At 43.7% G+C, this 700-nt stretch carries 2 protein-coding genes; both read right to left on the bottom strand.

Features of this window, described 5'->3' with window-relative positions; all coding sequences use genetic code 11:
• Positions 1-173: sugar phosphate nucleotidyltransferase (locus tag A3757_RS25480; protein WP_197470311.1), on the bottom strand; the 173-nt coding region annotated here is incomplete at its 3' end.
• Positions 157-700 (bottom strand): SIS domain-containing protein (locus tag A3757_RS24925; protein ID WP_068740504.1); only part of this gene is annotated, 544 nt, incomplete at its 5' end. The genes A3757_RS25480 and A3757_RS24925, both read right to left, overlap by 17 nt.

The raw sequence follows: 700 nt of genomic DNA, 5'->3' as shown, positions 1-700 counted from the left end.
TTAACCACAGCATGATGAATGCCTATATCATCTAATGTCTGTAGCCAGTACTCTAGTAGCGGCCTACCGTTGATGGGCATTAAACATTTAGGCCAATTATTCGTTAGAGGCCGAAGCCGAGTCCCTAAACCTGCCGATAGTAGTAAAGCTCGAATATCAGGCCTTTGGTTCATCTAACCGAGCCTTACTCTCAGAAATAAAGTCTATGATCGATAAAAGCCAAATATGATGTGTCATTTCAACAACATTATAACTTTTACTGTCAACCCATAAATTAATATCACCCAACTGTCTCAAAGGGTTATCAGCCGTAAAGCCGGAAACAGTAATTATCCCGAGCTTCAATTTTGAAGCTTTGATCGCTGCGTTTAACATATTCGCTGAGCGCCCACTGCTACTAATTATGATAGCGAGGTCTCCCGGGTCTGCGTAAGCCTCGAACGCCTTTGACACCCAGTGCTCATAGCCGTAATCATTGCTGAAACACGTAATTAAGTCAGCTTCGTTGAAGTTCATTGCTCGAACCCCAGCTGACTTCAAGAAATCTACTGTTAGGTGGCTTGCCATAGCAGCACTCCCACCATTTCCAACAATCAACAACTTTCCCCCACTGGTGTGCGTACTCTGGATAACCGAAGCACATTCCCTTAGCAAGGCAGGATCTATTGATGAGGTCTTTTCACTGATTAGAGAGAAGTAA

This window comes from Oleiphilus sp. HI0117, assembly GCF_001635235.1.
This window is presented reverse-complemented; position numbering and strand designations above follow the sequence as displayed.